Raw genomic sequence first — 17,586 nt, 5'->3', positions numbered from 1 at the left:
AATTTTTACTCTGGTCTATAACTAATTTTAATTTTATACTTATTCCAAGCAAGATCCTCGAAAGCTTTTATTCCCGGAAAACTCCTGTTAGTATCAGGTATTTCCAGGTACATTTGCCCTTCTAATACATTATCAGGAAAATCTGCTTTTTCTTTTACACTTGTAATTTTTGTTCCTGGTTTATACTTGGTTTCCATTTCTATTAAATGGGCTTCAAAGTCATCCAGGCCATAATCATCAAGATCAATAGCTTTTCGAGACACAATTCGTCCTTCTTTTCCAGCAATGGGAGGGGTGTATCCATCCACATACTTTCCACCCTCTACGCGAATTTCTACATATGCATCCCAAATATTTTCTCTTGCTTTCTGATTGAATTTATTCCCCCTGGCAGTCGGGCCAAGGTCTTGCATATATTCACTAGCCTCCAACCATTCCGATGGCGATCTTGGCGGTTTTTTCTGCCCCCTTTTAGCTTTTAGATAGGCATCATATCTTTTTTGTATATCACCATCCTTAAACTTAAGATCTTTATCCAACAGTCTATTCAACCGATCCATATAAGCATCAAACTCATGTGAACTCATCCCCTCAACAATCCCTGCAAATTTAGGATGTATATCTTTATCCATATACTTCAGGAATAACTTCACCTCATCTAAACTCTTATTAACATTGCGCAAGTTATCCAATGCATTAGGATATGTTTTCAGCCCTCTGACAATAATGGATAGATCTTCTTTACCCAGAACAGACACCAATTTACTAAATTCTGTCTTATTTATTTTTCCCAGGTACTGGACTAATTCACGGATTTCATCTGCACTGTGACCGGTGGCATTCAGGTTATTACAGAAAGCCATCCATTCATCCATATTCAGGCCGGTGCGCTTACTCCAGTTGAAGAGAGACTTAAAGTCTTTTCCTAATTTTTGCTGTAACTCCACCAATGCACAGGCATTATGCACCAGAATACCTGAACCTACGTAATAGGTGTGGGCATGTTCCACATCCAGGTTGTACACCATGGAGACTGTATCTTTCACTACCACACTCCTGAGTGTATCTGTACCACCATTTGCGGTTACAACAACATCTCCCTGGTGGAGGTCTGCGGCCTGTTTCCATAACCCATCCACATAGAATGGATGCTCAGGAGTAGCCAATAATATGGAAGAAGAAAAGGCCAATTGCAGCAGTTTATTGGTCGTCTTCCTAATAATCCCCTTAACCTTGTTCATTCCCTGCTTACCTGTGGTTTCATTCCAGGCAAGAACACTGTCTCCACGCTCCAATGTAGAAATAGCCTGCCGACCTTTATTGGTAAATACTTCGGTAGCGCCGGTGAAACAAGCGCCATTCCGACAAACGCTGTAAATACCACCTTCTTCCCTGATACTGAGTGCTCCAGCTTCTTCCAATAACACTTCACCATTACTACGAAATGCCAACTTCATTTCTCCAGTAGTTGCTATTGCCGACCCTTCTGTCATTTCAGCGATTTCCACAAATACTTTCTCCGCGGTAACCTCTGCTATCATCTCCTGCTTAGCTGAACTCTTAAAGAGCTTCAATACACCTTCCTCTTCAATGTAGTAACCTATCTCCTTCAGCTTCTTTGCAGCATTTCCCAATTTTGCCCATAATGCCTCAAAATTTTTAAGCCCTTCTAATTCCTCTACTAATACCCATTTTCCACTTTCAGTACGAACAAGCCGTTTGACACCTTCTGCAGTATTTGCAACTATTTCCTTTCCATCCTGCACCAGGTTTTCCAGCTTCATCATTACTTTCTCCGCAGCCGCACTTGCCTTTAATATGATATTTCCTTTGGAGAGTGTTTTAACCAATGTCACTAATTCAGCGGCACCCGTCCAACTGAATACAATGATAGCCGTCGCCTGACCATAGATATAAGGATTATCCCAATTTTCTTTTGCACCATCTACCAGTTTATGGAACACGTTACCAACATTTGTGAATGTCGTTGCATCTGGTAAAACAGCTTTCACTATTGGAGGCAACAATTTTGTAATAGCCTGATAAGTAAGGGTATTAGTTTTAGCGTATTCAGTTGCGAATTCCTTTGCATTCTCAAATTGCTGCCTGATATTCAGCATCCAGATGGTATTCTCCACCATCAACTCCCCTATACTCTTTGTAGATCTTCCTGCCCAAACTACAGCATCCCTGATAAAAGTGACCATTGATAATATGTCCAGCATGTCCATACTGGTATGTACAAAGCCTGCTGCTGCCAGGTATACGCCACTATTATTGTAATGGATGCGTATGTATGTTTCCTCTGTCGCACACTGCAAATAGTTGAACACACCTCTGTAGGCTACAAACAAGGCCAGATCAGGCTCTTCGAGGATACTGCGTTTTTCATCATCCTTTTCATATCCAAACTTGTCACAGAATTCTATCAGCTGCTCCCTTAACTTCGTCTCTTCACATAAACTTCCTCCATAACCACTTCCATTAAAGAGTTTAAACTTTATTACCCCTCCTTTTTTATCAACTTCTACTTCCATCAATAGCGCCTTATCTTTCTTGGCTTTCCCCTCTGCCTTCTGGGTGATTTCCTCATTTTTTGGGGCATTCTCATCCAGAAATAACATATCCACCTTCATATCCCCAGCGCCATTATTCACCCTATCCAAATACTTCGCCAGCGCATCCTTCACACGAGGGCTAACTCTGCCTTGTCGCTTGGTTAGCGCTGTTCCATCTATTATTGATTTATTGTAATCAACCTCACGTACAATACTGTTATTATCATAATCGGTACCATCTCCAGGGCCATATTTATAAATCAAACAGATATTTTCCAGTGATTTCAGTATCTGTTCTTCTTTATTCGGTAACTTTGTAGCTTTCTCCGCAGTAGTTCCATTTAACCCTCCCCTAAAATTGCTTAGGTGCTCAATGATATCTTCCCTCCGTTGCTTATCAATACCTGCGGTATACAATAACCCCTGCTGATGAACCAATACCCCTTTTTCTTGCTGCAATCCAGTTGGTGGAATAAAATAGGTTACGATGCTGTATACCATCACCTTCCGCTTAGCCATATCCTTCAGGGTAGGATCTTTCCCCTCATTTTCCCCTACCACCTCTTTCATCAAAGTAGTCGTATTGTAGTTTCTTACTTCTATATCCTTCTTCAAAAAATCTATCCCTTTCCCAACTCCTGCATCCTGGGTTTTATGATCTTTGAAATATTGATAATCAAATGCAGGTCCTTCTTTATCCTGGATCTTGGCGTAGTTATAAATAGCAATTACTGCCAGATAAACTTCCGTATCATCTCCCACTGTTTCCTGGAATTCCTGTAACATGCCATCGGCATAAGCTAACCGTCCCATATTCCATATTTTCTCATCCTCGGAAAGCCTGAACTTTTTGAGGAAGTGATTCTTGGTCACTTCATCAAAATGCATGGAGATGATATGACTACCTCCATGCTGTATCCGTTCCGCTACCGCTTCTGCTATAGCCTTATTAAATCCATCAGATGAGTCCTTCCACATGGTTGCGCGGGCATTCACAGATAGAATACACAACAGTACCAGACAACATAAATATTTCACTATATGATGCTTATTCATAGGATACTTCTTTTGCGGTTTCTTCAAGATATTTTATCAAGCTGGATTTGATGAATTCTATTATTTCATCATCAGGTACTTTGTCTTGTTTTTTCTGCAGTACTTCTTTCAACAACTGACGACCATTTACAACCGGATCCTTACCAAACTCCTGACTCACTTTATCAGAGGAGTCGAAGTATTTGAAGAAGGCCTTAAACAACTCTCCACGGATGTACAAAAGCTTTAAGGAATATAGGTCCCTGACTTGCTGTGTAAACTGTCTGCGGTCACTCATTACCTGATCAGATGCCTCTTCTTCCGCTGTGCCGAGATCAGCTACCCCCCATCCACTTGGCAGTGTTTCACCAGCATTAGTTACCACCTGAGATTTCAGTGCATCTAAAGCATTCTGATAATTTTGCTTATCACTATCTCCGGTTTTAATATCATTTTTCAGCGATTTGATAGCTTTTATAATTAGGTCGGAGGCCGCTTTAATCAACTTCTGCTTCTCTTTATTCACCGCTTCCACCTCTTTCTTCGCCTCCTCCAACTGCGATTGCGCGGCCTTCATTTTCTCTTTGGCTTTGGATTTCTCTTCTGGCGTAGTAGCTTCGTCGTATTCTTTCTTCGCCTGGTCATAATCCGTCTTCGCCTTATCCATCTTATCAGCTGCCGCAATCACTCTGTCTTTCAACTCCTGTGGCAACTCATCTTCCGCCATTTTCCGCAGCTCCTCCGTAATCTTTTTGTAATCCAGGTAATTCATATCCAGACTAAGCCGGCCCAGATCATTCACCACACTTGCCAAATCCTTGATGGCATTCACCACTTCCCCTACACTCGCCAGTTTCTTATTGGCGTCATACGTGGTCATGATTACGCCTCCAATCAGCTTCCTGTCCGTATTCACGGTGATGCCATTGAAGTTCACAGCTACTTTCTGATCTCCCAGGAATGGTACCATCACATAACCAGTACCACTATATGAACCTGCTCCGTTAACAGTGATAATACGTACCGGGAAGTCGCCAGCAAAAATCATATCTCCGGAAACCAGCTGGGCTATTGGGGTTCGGTTGGAAATGTTGATATTAGGAATCAGACCACAGCGACTCATCAACGCAGTATCTCGCTGCGGTACTTTAAAGCCCCTGATATCGCCGAATGAAGTAATACCCTCTGTGCAGGAACCACCCACCCGATATTCGTAACTACGGCCTGGTAATACGTCATAAAGGGTAACTCTGTCATCCGTGGTCTTCATATTGAACCAGGAAGCGTCGGAATTACCTTGCTCCCTATACTCGACACGGTATTCAAACATCTTCGGAGAAGGACTCCAGGAAATGGTGATCTTACCATTTTCCACAGAGGAGGCAACCATCTGCGGCGGCTGGCAGTCTTCCTGTAAACTGAAATAAAATATTTCACTATACCCATTATTCCGGAAGATATCATACTCATCTAATCCCTGCTTAGCAATAGCTCGCACTCGCCATGCATATCGTTTGTAGGGCAATAATGGCGGATTCACCGGCCCATAGAGGAAAGTCGTAGTATTTACTATTTCCTGATACAATGGAGGCGTATTGGAAAATGCAGCTTCCGGTGGTGTAATCGTATCCCATAACTCCGCAATGGTAAACTCATATTGTGTCTGGAATGCGGCATTCGGACTATTCATATGACGCGGCGTCCAGTTGAAGATGAGGTTCATAGGATCTCTCATCGCTACGGTCTCTCCTTTCTTTGGGAGATTCAATAAAGGTGGCTCGCTGGTAGTGATCCATACCGTGGGAGAACATCCCAATTGCGGACTACTCACCTGCTGCCCACTTATAGTTTCTATTACTTCCACACAATAGGTATAGTAGCCATCGGGCAACTTACTGGTTTGTGCAAACTGCCAGCTGGGAATACCGGATATATCCAGGTTATCTGTTTTGAAATAAGGCGCCAGATCATCCAGGGTGAGCTGCAACGGCACACCCGCTTCCAGCTCAATTGGCGGATAATAGGCGTAATCCTTGTTGCGCAAAGTAGCCAGGGTTCCTTTAATAGTGAATCGTAAACGCACTTTCAATACAGGCTTACGCATATCCGTATTGATCAGCGTGACAATCATTTTCGGACGGGTTCCCTGATATAAAGACGTTATCTGCGCAGATACCGGCGGCAATACCTGTACCTGGGCTGTTACAGGAAAATTCTGCGCTTCGGAACCGGCCCAGATTGCCGACAGCATTAGTGTGAGTAAGGCTGTCAGCAAATGTTTGTGAAGTAATTTCATTCTTTTACACATAGGCTCCGATTAGTTGTTGATGATTATTTTCCTGATCATATTACCCAATGGCGTTTCCAATACCATCACATAGGTACCTGCCGGAATTGATAAACTATAGGTTAGGTTATAGTCGGCCGCCCCACTCGCCTGACGATCGCTTACCAACTGGTTGGACATGATATTCACTAGTCGCAGCCTGATGCCAGAGGCTTTATCCAGCGTAATGCGGGCCGCAAACTGACCTGTATTAGGATTTGGAGAGATCTCAAACGTTTTGATAAACGGCGCGTTCGCTCCGCCTGGCGTTGGAATGCGCTGATCATCCAGTACCTTAATAGATTTCGAGAACAGCGCTTCACAGGCGCCCACTTTCGATTTCAACTGAATCACATAAGTACCTGTATCTGCAAACTGTAATTCTGCCAGCAAAGGCGTGTTCTGTAAAATTTTGATGTTACTTCCTGTGGGAATAATCCACTCATTCGATTCGGGGCGTGGATTACTGATATTGATGAAGCTAACATACTCTCCTCTGAAAACCTGTGTAGATGCCACAAACTCTGCCGCAATATCTGCACGGGTTTGTTTAACACGCAATGTACCCGTACCGGAACAACCATTACCATCTGTTACTACCAGCTGATAATCTCCCTGTTGCGAGAAGGTTATTTCCGGAATATTGGAAGTAAATCCGTTACTGCCCGTCCAGGAATAAGTAGCGCGGGGATCTGCTATAGCCGCGTTAATGGTGAAGGTTTGACCATTACACAAGGTTCTCTCTGTACCTAAATCAACTTTCAGCGGTGCAGGATTATTCAATACGAAATGCTGAATACGTTTACAGTTGTTATGATCGGTGATGGTTACGGTGTAATTACCCGCACATAATCCTGTTCTGTCTTTTGTGGTGATACCATCATTCCATTCATAACGATATGGAGGTACTCCACCGCTCATATTCAGGGTAATAGCGCCATCGCAGTAGTTATTACAAAGTGGTTGCGTCACTACTTCATCCGTTTTAATACCGCCCGGAATGTAGATCTCCACCGTATTCTGCGCCACACATCCATTCACATCCTTCACAAATACAAAGAAGGTACCTTCTGTCACATTGCTGATATTCGGGGTGTTATCACCAGTTGTCCATTCGTAGGTAAATGGAGATGTACCACCAGTTACAGTGGAAGTAGCCGTACCATCCTGACCGCTTTCACAAGAAACCGGCGTACTGGTCAGCGTTACGGACAAGGTATCTGGTTGTACCAATTCAAATACAGGAGAAGATCTGGTGATGCTATTTTCATCTGTTACTTTCACAAGATAGAAGCCCGCACCTAATCCTTTGAGTATGCTATCTCTTCCTGGTAACTGTGTCTCCACACCATTTTCCACTCTATACCAATCATACGTGTATGGTAGACCGTTAGTTGCTGGAATACCTCCTTTCGCATGTGCGGTCAGTTGACCATCCGTACGTTTATAGCAGGTAACAATACGTGTTCTTTCAATTTCAGCTTCCAGCAATGGAGGTTCTTTCAGTGTATACGTCTCCGTTACAAAGCACCCAGTTACGCTACCGTTAGTACTTCTGGAGAACTGCGCATCTTTCACAGTAACCGTATATTTACCATCGCCTACCTGGCTGAGCAAGCTCTCGTATCCATTTGGTGTAACCGTATTGGTCACGGTGGTAAGTGTCTGCCCCAACTGATTCTTCCATTCTACATCATAACCGTTATCTGCTTTTTTGGTTCCACCTTTGAAAGTCACTTTAATGTAACCATCTGTATACGTGAAGGCCAGCGGATTTTTCCATTCTTCTGCCTCAATGGCTAATGGCGTAGCAGGCTGGTGTAAAGCCGTATCATGGCTCACCATACATCCATGCGCATCCACTACAGTCAGATTATAAGTACCTGCCGGCATGTCATTCAAAGCAATATCAGAACTACCGTTACTCCAGGAAATAGTGTAAGGCAGCGTACCGCCGGTGACAGTGGTTTTCACAAATCCATCATTACCGCCATAGCAACTGATATCTCGGGTCGACAATGGCGCCAGTAGCGAATCTGGCTCTACTACTACAAACGACTGACTATATTTCTGGATATTATTGAAGTCTGTTACCCGCACCTGGTAAGTACCAGCCGGCAACCCGGTGATTGTTTCTCTGCGGTCATTCAAAGCCACTCTGGTTCCGTTATCCACACGATACCAATCGTACCTGTATTTCGGCGTACTATCCAGCGGTATACCACCATCTGCAATCGCTTTCAGAATGGCATCTGCATCTGATTTGCAGGATACATAATGGATAGAATCAATATGGATAGTGAGTAATGGCGGCTCTATCAGCTCAAATTCCCTTTGTAGGTAACAAGTCTGCCTATCACTGGCAATAGCTGTAGGATCATAGAGCGAGTCCGTTACAGTGAGCATATATTTACCCGCAGGTAGGTTATCCACATAAGTTTGATAACCATTCGCAACGGTATTATCAGTATGTTGGGAGATAACAGTCCCGTCGGATTTGGTCCATGTAATCTGATAGGAGCCGTCTTTTTTTGGTGTGGCACCGTTAACGACTACACGGATATTACCATCAGCGGAACCGAATTGCAATGGATAAATGGTTTGTTGTTCTTCAATCCGCAGCTCTCTGGACGGCTGTGTAATACTCGTATATTCATGCACGTTACAACCATGTACATCCGTGATTAACACATCATAATCCCCTTCCGGAACAGCTGTCAATCCTGGCGTGGTAGCATTGGTATTCCATTTATACCGGTAAGTGCCGGTTCCACCAGTGACTGTACTGGAGATAGTTGCGTCGGAGCCACTGAAACAGCTGACATTCCTTGTACTTAGCTGTGCTTTGAGTACCGGAGGATCGATGAGATGAACAACATTCGAAGTGGCAGTGATACCATTGGCGTCTGTAATAGTCACCTGGTAATCACCCGCACCTACTGCATCCAGATCCAGACTGGTACCTATAGAAGTAGTAATGCCTCCTGTAATCACAAACCATTCATATTTGTAAGGTTGACCGGTTACTTTAGGTTTACCACCTTGCGCAGTAAGCGATAAAGTTGCATTCTTATCGCCATTACAAAGCACACTGTCACGGATAAACGCAGTGACCAACAATTTAGGCGGTTGCGTCAGCGTATAGTTAGCCGTATAGGTACATCCTGCCGGATTACCCGTAGTAACAGCGGAGAAATTATTATCGGTAACGATCAGCGTATAAGTGCCTTGTGGCAAATTGCTGATATTAGTAATGTAATCATTGCTGGAACCCGGACTGTTAGTGGCATTGCTGATAATGGTGCCATCGCTTCTTTTCCAGGTTACCTGGTATAAGGCTGGCCCCGGGAATGGCGTACCTCCTTTCAGATATACGGTTATACTACCATCGGAGGAACCAAATGCCAGCGGATCATTCATTGTGGCGCTGATGGCATCCAATGGCGTAGAAGGCCCGTCTACTATTACTGTTTCTATCGTTTCATTCCTGTTATTTTTACCCTGACAATCATTCTTATCCACCACCTGCACCAGGTAACTTCCTTTGGCTAAACCACTAATAGTAATAGCGTTTCCAGGCATCGGATAAGATACATAATCGGCATCTGTTGGCTTCTTGAGTTTCAGCACAAATCCTTGCTTTCCACCGCTTGCACTCACCGTAAACACCCCGTCTTTACTTTGATAACATCTTTCATCATTACTTTTCACTACATTGAAAACCACTGGTGGCGGCGCTTGTACCGTTATCTGTTTGAAATAAGCCGGATCGCCGGTATAAGTAGCAATGGCTGCAAATCCACCGAAGGGCACATAAGTACCTGTGAAATTCACTTCGTAGTTATCTTCATTGATAGGTACTGGCCAGGTGTAATCATTATTGGCATCCAGGGTGATGTTAGTCATTTCCACCTTGGTGATCTTGGTAACAGGGTCCGCCAATCTGATGGTCAGTTGCTCTTGCAAGTCATTTCTTAAAGCGCGACTAAAATGTACTTTCAGTGTTCCTTTACCGCCAGCACAAAGGATTTCATTCTGCGTGAATGAAAGAGGCTGCGGTGCTGATAGTCGGCAGGTGAGGTAGAGTATACCGTTGTTATAAATATTGTTGCAAAGCCGGATACGGAAACCGATACGTGCAGCAGATGCGCAGTAGGCGGCTGCCTGTGTGGCGCCAAACAGTTGCGTAGCAGTAAAGGTGCGTTGGTATTCTGTGGCAGTGGATATCCCTGCTGGTAACGGTTGAAATGCGCCCCCATTTACATTGTACTCCCAGTTATACATCGCGCGGGGCAAACCAGCCGGCGCAGTCAGGATAACATTTCCCAGCTCAGGGAGGATATTATTTTCTGTGTTAGTAGTGAGCAGTTTATTAATAAATGGAGTCACCTTAAAGGAATAATTACCATTTTCCGGTCCATCCGTCCAGCTTCTATAAACATTCACATTACATAAATCGGAGAATGTATGTAGATAAGTATCATAGGATGGCGTCCAATAGCCGGTTCCCTTACAGGTATTACAACTTCCGCTGTTGATTCTCTGTGTGGTAATATCGTATGTAAAACGAATATTGGAAGGAATTTCCCAAGTATTCAGATAGATGGTATTCCCTTCATTGATATTAAATCCGGTATTACACTTTATCCAACCTTGTTCATAATTTATCATCTGTCTTACTGACCCATTCGTCAACGTAAGATGATAACGTACATAATTACCACATGGCCAGTTGCCACCATGATGAAAGTTAAATCGCCAGTCTACCTGGTAACCTGCATCCATAGTGGTTTGTGCCGGCAACATTACCGGGGCTAACAACAATAAAAATAGTAAAACTCGTTTCATAGGCTGAGGATAAGGATGATTAACAACTATGAAATAATTTAGTATATGACTTCAATTGATTTATATTTTCCCATGGCGCCGGAATCAGAAACGATCCGGATACCATATTCATAAGTAGCGCCAGCAGCGGGTTTATCATCTACGATCCGATTTCCCTGACCTGGTCTTACAATTTTCCACAGCGTTACGCCTTTTCCTTTCACACCTTTATACAACTGGTATTCCGCTACCTGCGGAACGTTGTCTTTCCAAAATAATTCGATATAACGTTGCTCTTTATTCACATATGCATCAAAAGAACGTACGCCTAAATCTTTGGGATTCAAAGGCACAAATGCCGTAACAGGCTGTACTGGTATAGATTCCAGCCCACTACTGTCCTTCGCAATAACGAGGTAGAAGTAAGTCTTGCCTGTCTCTACCAGTTTATCTGTAAAACGATTTGCATTTTTGTCGAGCTGTTGAATGTTCAGCCATTTGTCGGCACTATCTCTGCCTTCTTTACGATAAACAATATGGAAGGCCACATCTTCAGAATGACTAGGTTCCCAGTTTAATGCTACTACATCGTTGAGTACCTGAACGCCTGTAATGACAGGACTTGCAGGAGGCACCAGGTCTGGCTTTTTCAACATTACTACCGGACAGTTGGCGGATTGGTTATAGTTTCTATCCAATGCTGCAACCGTGTAATACACTTTGCTATTGAGGTTTTTCACACCTATGGAATCCCGATAAGTATTTTTATGATGCACTGAATCTACGAGGGCAACTAATTCTTCTCCATCTCTGTTGGCACGGAAAACTTTATATCCCAGGATATCCGGTTCTGTATTGGCTTTCCAGGTAAGGGTAACAATGCCGGTACTATCCACAATACCTACCAATCCTGTAGGTACCGCTGGAGGCACTGAGTCAATTGGCTGTACGAGTACAGGGAAAGAAACGGTTGATTCGCCTTCTTTCGCTACTGCTGTAATGGTGAAATAATTGGATGGAAAGAGTTTATCGTAGGTTATTTCTCTGGCGGTAGGCGCAATATTATCTACCACTACTGTATAAGCTCCATTCGCTTTGTTGGCGCGGTTCAGTCTAAATCCTTTAATGAATTTATTGCCTTCCGCTTCAAACTCCCACGTGAGTGTCACTACGTTTTTTTCGTCTACGGTTTTTGTACGGATATTGGGCACAAAGGCAAGCGTATTCACGCCTTTACCTACCACTGCATTGGAGGCGGGTCCTACTTCTCCGAATGGAGAAACGCCTTTGATCCGATACTGGTATTGATGATTGTTATCTGCCAGAGAATCGATATAATACATCCGTGGAGACGCCTTCTTATCTTTCTTATTAAAGTTCGTCACGGGAAGGCCAGGGAGCTTCTCGAAGGTCTTGCCACTATCTTTGGAACATTCAATCACATAAGAGGTATAGAACGTTTGTAACAACGTGTAATCCCAACTGAGAATAACCGATCTGTTACCGAAGAGTCCACCTATATCACCCGGTTTAGGCAAAGGTTTAAAATCATTAATGCCGATATAAACACTGGAGGTATCAATTTTCAGTTTGTTGGCCGGGACCATGGAGGTAAGTCTGTAGAGATATTTTTCATTCGGTCTGGCAGTCTTGTCTTCATATCCCCAGCCGGCCATTACAGCGGCATCGAAACTGTTATCTGCGGCATAGAGGGACATGGAAAAACGTTGGTCCGCTTCCGTTGCCTGGTTGATCATCTTTGCCACGCCGGAGCCACTACCTCCACTCACATCAAAATCCTTTCCGTAAAGGGCCTGTGCAATCACAGCAGCGTAATTGTCTTTGTTGGCAATGGTTTCCCATTCATCTAAAGGACGAGGACGGAAACCTTCCGTTTTTACTACCTGCATTTCCGGTTTAGTCAGCATTTTACCATCGCGGAGAATGGTATAACGCGTCAGTTGGAAACCATATTGATTACTGAGTTTCCAGGCCCTGGCATTGGTGACTGCCCAACGCAACTTAATACTGTAAGCCTGAGCGCGGCCTACAATTCGGGTGGCATTCACTTCTGCCTTTTGTCCGGATACAACTCCGGCAGTTAACAACAGACAAATCAACAATAGGTATTTCATTTTCTTCAGGTTCATGTCTTATTGCTTATTTGATTGGGTTAGGATATGAAATAGTGGTGGACGTTCCGGCTTTGTTACCAGGCAATACATATTGATATTTCACCTTGTACTTACCCGGACGGATAAACGGAAATGCTTCTGTTACCAGTTTGCTGTACTGCTGCATCAACGCAGGATATTCAATAGACCGGTTCACAACCTGTGTCTGTAAATCCAGGAAGTCCAGGTTATAGATCATAGGTAAGTTATAGGTATAAGGTAACCGTGTCTGCAACCACCAGCTTAAATCTCCTTTGGTGACATCCATCAGGTAATCGCTCATTACCGTCATCGCTTTCAGCGGAACCACGCCATATTGCAGGGTGTCACGTTTAGAGATCAGGATATTTCCATCCATCGGATATTGCTGATATACCAACGGATAAATATCCTTCATGTAGTAATCGTCTTCAGGAACTGCTGTCACTTGTACCAGTGGCAGGTACGCAGTATATGCGGTACCCGTTAGTTCAGGCACATCGAAGTATTCATACTTACCTACTTCTGCCTGGAGACTGATCACATCAGAAGACACTCTGTTGGAAACCCCACTCTGTACCGGAATGGCGGATATTTTTGCCTGCAGCGTTGCATATTTGCTGGCATGGAAGGCATACCCCAGCAGCGACTTGGTTACGTCTCCTCTGGTTACACTTCCCGCTTTATTATTCTTCATAGTGAAGCTGCCATCATCTCCTGCATCATTTGTCTGATAGGATACAAAGCTTTCGGTGGCGCTTGCTCCCGGCGGCGCTGCCACTACATCAATACTATAGGTTTCATTGGTTTTCACTGTCGCCATATCATAATCGATACGCTGATCGGCTACATTGTAGGCCATCTGCTGACGCTGCGGTTTGCCATCAGCGCCTGTTACCTGTAAAGTATAAGACCAACGCGGATCAAACAGATAACTCTGACCGCGTTTGAGCACCACATAGCCTTTGTTATGCTCATCTTTATAGTAGTTTTTCTGATCCAGTACCGGGTACGCATAATCGATATTTTGAACAGGGATATAATCCGGTGCAGTACCTGTAGTAAAGTCACGTTCTTCCGTTTCATTACTTTGCTGTCCATTCACATATACCAACTGCCATTTACCACTAACCAACTCTTCAAAAGTTACTCTGACAGTAGCTTTCAGTTGTTTCTTAGGCGGCAGTACTTCCTTGGAATAGAAAGTAACGCCATCCATATTATTGTTCCATTCAACGCGGCCCGGAATACTTACGCCGTTATCGCTTACAAAGAACGTATCCAGTTTAACACGATAGGTTTTGGTACCATTATCATCTTCCACATCAAACGCTTTATTCATACGCATATTAAAGGCGGCTGCCGGCGCGGCAAATACATCCACATCTGCGGCCCCTTTCGAAGGCGTTACATCGGAAATAATTTTCACGTCTACCGGACTCGATCCTGTTACCAGTTCACACTCACTACCGATGGTAATCTTCATTCGCATATTTCCGGATACCAGTCCGCCCAGTAAGCTGAACTTCACGGCCATGTATCCTCGCATCCAGGTTGGATTCGGCAATTTCGCCTGCATCAATACAGCCGCAGCTCCTGATATAATCGGGAAGCGGCCTTTAATAAATCTCAGATTTACTTTTACGCCTACTTCACCCTGTAAGTACACATAAGACTGACCATTCGCATACCAGCCGTCCATACCAATCGGTTCATTGCTTCCTTTACAATGCACATCCTGGCCATAATCTTTCAGCATGATGTCGAAACCAACGCCACATTTGAAGTTGGCATATAAAATCAGGAAGGTGAGGTCCCCTGTTTCTATAGATAAGTTAGCGCCGAATGCAAAACCACGGCCATCTCCCAATGCATTCAAGTCGCGCATGTAATCCAGTTCCTGCATATCTACGCCAAGGATATCGGCTACTTCCGGCGGCGGTGGCGGAGATCCAGGGATATGATCACCCACCATCAGGTAAGCGCCTGTTTTAATACTGATAGAGCCTACACCGAATTTCACACCAAGTCTGTTAGTAGGCGTACCCATATGGAAATACCATTCGCCTGGCGCAATATGTATCACCGCCCATCCAGCACGGTTGCCCGAAGCGGTTCCCTGGATAATACCGCCGGCTACATTGAGATACAAGTCAAAGTTCGCATGGAAGGTACTTTGCTGGAAATCATATTGAATACCCACGTAAGCGGACAATCCATTTTCACCTGCTCTGTATTCATCGGAGGAAAGACCTTTTGCAATCTTCGAAGGATCAGATACTTTCAGCTGATTCAGTTTTTCGCCAACTACGCCGAGGTTATCTGTCAGCTTCTTCTCTGCCTCTGCGAGTTTTTGGAATTTATCTGCAACAAAATCACTGAGCTTACCATTAGCTATACTTGGCAGTACTTTCAGGATGGTCGCATATCCGAAGAAGCCGATGAAGTTAAGACCGCCATTACTGTTGAAGGCGATTTCGAAGGTCACATCTCCATTCACCACCTGATCTTTCACCGCATTGAAGACAACCGTCGCTTTTAGGCCAAGTCCGGTCGATTCATCGGGGACATAGTTTACGCCTGTTGGCGTTGCCTGCGGATTGGTACCATTCTTCTTCATATGATAGTAGGCGCCTCCTCCAAAGCCACTGATGTTCAGCGGCGGAACGATCGGAATGGAGAAGCCGGATACTTTTGCATCCACGTACCAGTAGCGGAAAGTAGTGGAACCAAATAAAGCGTGTGCTTCTCCTTTAATTTTATTCTGCAGGAAGCCCGCTTTAATATATCCGCCAATCGCATTACCATATACTGCATCATCCCTGTAGAATTTCAGTCGCCCTTCAATGTTGATAGAGTTGCTGATATCGGCGTGGATCGCTATTTCATCGAGTCGGAGTTTATCGAATTTCCAGGATTGTAATCCATCTCCTTCCACCATACGACCTACCATTTCCACGCGGGTATCGCCGCCAAACTTATCCTGCATCAGGCTTATTTTAACCCCGAAATACAGGGCTGCTTCCTGTTCAGTGGCACGCAGACCAATTTCTGTGAGGGAAACCGGGAAGTTCGACATCTTCGAATCTCCTTTATAACCAAAATAACTGGTGGTGATATAAGGCGCTTTTGTTTGCAGGTGCAGGTCCTGGAAAACGATACCGGAGAAATGTCCTACGGCTGTTCCTGTAGAATCCGGCTTGTCTGTAACGGTAATGCCCATACGACCATTCAACATAGCCTCTGGTTGAAATTTGCCGTCTTTGAGTGCCAGTCGCACCCAGGAGTTGGCATCCAGTTCTGCTTTGGCTTTCCATACATCAAAGGAAAGCGTCGTCAGCGGATTCAGTTTAAGGACATATTCATTATCGGCGGTGATCACCGCCGTATATTGCAACGGATCTTTCATCACCGGCAATCCGATAATACCGTCGAAACCTGCGCCTACCAAGTGATTGGCTTCCAGGTCTATATTAAATTTATCCACAGAGAAACGCCAGCCGGAGGCAGAACCATTAGGCAATACGTTTCTTCCAAAGAGAGAACCGGTGATACCGTTGTTATCAATCAGGAGATTGGTAGCGCCGAAGCTGACACGTTTACTGGAACTGTTTTTATCAGCGAATTGTCGCGGTAACATTACTTCCAGGTTACGGATGTAAACGCCTCTCCAGAGGTTAGGGCTTTCGGTCGACATATACTTCTGCTGATAACCGGGCGGATACATGATATCTGAGGAGTTACGTAAATCGCTCGCATCAAATACGGCCTGGCCTACACGAAAACCGATGCCTTTCAATGGCGTAATTTCGAAGGCTGGTAAATCGATACTCACGAGGATATCATTCCAGTTACTCACCACTGTTTTGAAAGCAGCTTTCACTTGTGCAGAAGGGTTCTCATCTCTTTCGCCATCGGATTTCAATGGCACCAGCATTCCTCTTGGGAATATTACATCTGCAGCGATGCCCATTTCTTTGAAGCCAGAGCAATCAATGGTAACGTAGGTCAGGTCTGGATCTGCGACGCCGGTTCTTTTATTAAGGGAACCTTTGAGGATGATAGCGGCGGAACCGCCATTGATTGGAATGGGCACATCTCCGAGCAGTACGAGTCGCGCATCTCCAATGATGCCGCCTGTATAGGAGAGTTTCAGACCGGTGATGCCGAAGAACAGTTCTCCTGGTTGCTGCGGTATTTTCACGCGTGCATAGGCTGTCAGTTCAGCATAATCCGGGTGGAAAATGGCTGCGCTGATGGCTATTTGTACGTTTTCATTCGTGTTATTGGAAAGGCCGATGGGCAAGGTGTTCAATTCTTCAGGAGCCAGTACGGTCGCATATCTGTTGGTGCGGTCCAGCTCTGAGAATATGCCTCTGGCAGTATCTTTTTCAACGGAGGAGGAAGAATCTGATGGATAGACAAAGGCCAGTTGCTCCGGTGTAAACCGTTGCACTACTGGGAATGTCAGATGGTTGGCAGCCATCTTCGCATCTATCATAGGAAAGCTTCTGCCAGCATTTTCAGCAATGGTAGTGATAATCGCATTATGCTGTGCGGTATCCATGGGAACAGCAAACAATCTTTTTGCAGGTAGTAGTAACAGCACAAAAAGGCTGACCACCTGTAATAGGGCCGGGTAACGTTTTATCATAGGCTAGGATTGCGGTTAATCTAAACAACCGTA

The 17,586-nt window shown here is 44.5% G+C and carries 5 protein-coding genes; all 5 read right to left on the bottom strand.

The annotated features are described in order from the left end of the window. Positions 1-5: 5 nt before the first annotated feature. From CLV59_RS01820 to CLV59_RS01800, 5 genes are read right to left on the bottom strand one after another with little or no spacing between them, the layout of a single operon-like run. Entirely contained in the window at positions 6-3,614 is a 3,609-nt protein-coding gene (locus tag CLV59_RS01820; RefSeq protein ID WP_111590288.1) for a polymorphic toxin-type HINT domain-containing protein, read from the bottom strand. Further along, on the bottom strand, positions 3,607-5,889 hold the full coding sequence (locus CLV59_RS01815; protein WP_170137620.1) for a fibronectin type III domain-containing protein: 2,283 nt from the start codon (positions 5,887-5,889) through the stop codon (positions 3,607-3,609). The genes CLV59_RS01820 and CLV59_RS01815 overlap by 8 nt, the downstream gene beginning before the upstream one ends. Positions 5,890-5,910: 21 nt before the next feature. Then, positions 5,911-10,767, bottom strand: coding sequence for a hypothetical protein (locus tag CLV59_RS01810; RefSeq protein ID WP_111590286.1), 4,857 nt, complete (start codon positions 10,765-10,767; stop codon positions 5,911-5,913). A gap of 38 nt (positions 10,768-10,805) precedes the next feature. Continuing rightward, a complete protein-coding gene (locus CLV59_RS01805; protein ID WP_111590285.1) occupies positions 10,806-12,896 on the bottom strand; it encodes a fibronectin type III domain-containing protein in 2,091 nt (696 codons plus the stop codon). A gap of 10 nt (positions 12,897-12,906) precedes the next feature. Beyond that, the gene (locus CLV59_RS01800; protein ID WP_146616108.1) at positions 12,907-17,553 is read right to left on the bottom strand and encodes a hypothetical protein; all 4,647 of its coding nucleotides are present in this window, start codon (positions 17,551-17,553) and stop codon (positions 12,907-12,909) included. Between the last annotated feature and the right edge of the window lie 33 nt (positions 17,554-17,586).

Source organism: Chitinophaga dinghuensis, from assembly GCF_003259435.1.
Lineage (GTDB): Bacteria > Bacteroidota > Bacteroidia > Chitinophagales > Chitinophagaceae > Chitinophaga > Chitinophaga dinghuensis.
Note: the sequence above shows the minus strand (reverse complement) of the source record. Positions and strands in the feature narration are given on the sequence as shown.

Excerpts from the sequence above, each read along its gene's own strand:
- CLV59_RS01820 (WP_111590288.1), bottom strand. The coding sequence starts at position 3,614 with ATGAATAAGCATCATATAGTGAAATATTTATGTTGTCTGGTACTGTTG.
- CLV59_RS01815 (WP_170137620.1), bottom strand. The coding sequence starts at position 5,889 with ATGAAATTACTTCACAAACATTTGCTGACAGCCTTACTCACACTAATG.
- CLV59_RS01810 (WP_111590286.1), bottom strand. The coding sequence starts at position 10,767 with ATGAAACGAGTTTTACTATTTTTATTGTTGTTAGCCCCGGTAATGTTG.
- CLV59_RS01805 (WP_111590285.1), bottom strand. The coding sequence starts at position 12,896 with ATGAACCTGAAGAAAATGAAATACCTATTGTTGATTTGTCTGTTGTTA.
- CLV59_RS01800 (WP_146616108.1), bottom strand. The coding sequence starts at position 17,553 with ATGATAAAACGTTACCCGGCCCTATTACAGGTGGTCAGCCTTTTTGTG.